Source organism: Candidatus Schmidhempelia bombi str. Bimp (assembly GCF_000471645.3).
Taxonomy (GTDB): Bacteria; Pseudomonadota; Gammaproteobacteria; order Enterobacterales; family Orbaceae; genus Utexia; species Utexia bombi.
This window is the reverse complement of record NZ_AWGA01000029.1, coordinates 1-1,623: the sequence shown is the minus strand read 5'-3', so window position 1 is coordinate 1,623 and position 1,623 is coordinate 1. Positions and strand designations below refer to the sequence as shown.

Here is a 1,623-nt window from a genome sequence, read left to right as displayed (position 1 = left end):
GTCGACATACCAAGCAATAATAGCTAATTATCAGCCCTAATAGAAATAGTTTAACTTGTACTAGCTCAATAAACGCCGAGCTAATAAGGTTTGCATATCACATCTACCGTCAGTAATCAGAAAGACAACAACCTGTTTATTAATTACACGGTAGATAAGCCGATAGGGTTTAAAAAAGGCTTGACGATAATCACGATTGCCTAAACTTTGTAACTCTTTAGGTACACTACCCTTATCAGGAAAATGGCCTAAATTCTCTGCGGCTTTTAATAGTTCGTCCAGTACATAGTCTGCATTTTCAGGGCTGTCATGCTCAGCAATATACTCATAAATGGCTTCTAAGTCTGCTTGTGCATCCTCCGTTAAAACAACCTTATAAGCAGCAGGCATCAGGCTTTTTTCCTTTTGCTTTTTAAACGTTTAACGACATCTTTTACATCAGTCACTTGTCCTGCCTCTACCTGTTTCTGACCTAATGCCAGAATTTTAAGTAATGCCAGTGTCTCCTGTGTTTCTTCATAGGACGCAATATCTTGAATCACCGCTTTTGCTTCGCCATTTTGAGTAATAATTAATGGCTCTCTTGATTCGGTTAAATTGGTCATTACCTCAGCTGCATTGGCTTTTAAGTAACTGATGGGTTTTATTTGTTGAGAGTAGCGCATGTAAACCTCATATTATCAAGACTAAATAAAGTCTATAAAAAGACTTAATCTATTCTAAGCAGCTAAATCAAAAAAAGCAATCGGCGTCTACTAACAGCGATTAAAAACTATTGCATAACACCCAAAACAAGGACATAATTAAAGACAGAAAACATCAACATACCGTTGAGATATAAGTATTTTCAATAGGTTAGCCCTTTTATTTGAGATACGTTTCCCGCTCCAAATATTCATTTACAGATATTCAGTATTGTCTGAATATTCCAGATAATAAAGGTGTTACATCTCTCATATTTCTAAGCAACACTATTGAAATGTACTATGTTTAAATACACCCCTTTTCAATTTAAGTACTTCGGTACTCATTATCTAATTTAGTTTGATTTTACTGCGTGTTGTGGTAGGTCGAGCTCTTTATATTTTCTATTTTTTCGTTTTTATCTCTTTTATCAAGAAAATATGGGGATGAGTCGTTTAACCGCTTTAGGGATTCGCCGTGCTAAGGCGAAGTCGTCAGTGTATTTGCTGTGTGATGTCCGTAGTTTGAATTTACGGATTGAACCGTCTAGGGATAAGTTATGACATTTCTGGTTTTATTAGCAATATGGCGATCATCATTTGACCGCCATCCTTTATTGTCTTTTATTTCATCACTAAGGTTTTATTAGCTTGTAAGATAATACATTTTGATATAGCTGCCCATCACTACCTTTTACAAAAGTTAAGGTATCGGGATAAACCTCATTTGGTAATCTAACTTCTGTTTGCGTATAGATAGCATTTAGTTTTTCTTGTGCATTTAGTGCCCAGTCAGGAATATCCAATACTTGATAATCAAGATCTACATCAACTTCGGTTCTTTTCAACGAGTTAGAGGCACCAAATCCGCCCGAATAACTGACCTCTCTTTCTTTTACATCCGTAACCCGTTTAATCTTAATGGGCCCATAACAAAAAG

General features: G+C 36.0%; 3 protein-coding genes. All 3 read right to left on the bottom strand.

What is annotated here, in order from left to right:
• Window positions 1–60: 60 nt before the first annotated feature.
• Window positions 61–390: a type II toxin-antitoxin system RelE/ParE family toxin gene (locus tag O970_RS03000; RefSeq protein WP_024495697.1), complete on the bottom strand. Its 330-nt coding sequence runs from the start codon at window positions 388–390 to the stop codon at window positions 61–63.
• Window positions 390–665, bottom strand: coding sequence for a type II toxin-antitoxin system Phd/YefM family antitoxin (locus O970_RS02995; RefSeq protein ID WP_024495696.1), 276 nt, complete (start codon window positions 663–665; stop codon window positions 390–392). The genes O970_RS03000 and O970_RS02995 overlap by 1 nt, the downstream gene beginning before the upstream one ends.
• A 653-nt stretch (window positions 666–1,318) precedes the next feature.
• The coding region (locus O970_RS09825; protein WP_036562498.1) for a hypothetical protein at window positions 1,319–1,623 on the bottom strand (305 nt) is incomplete at its 5' end.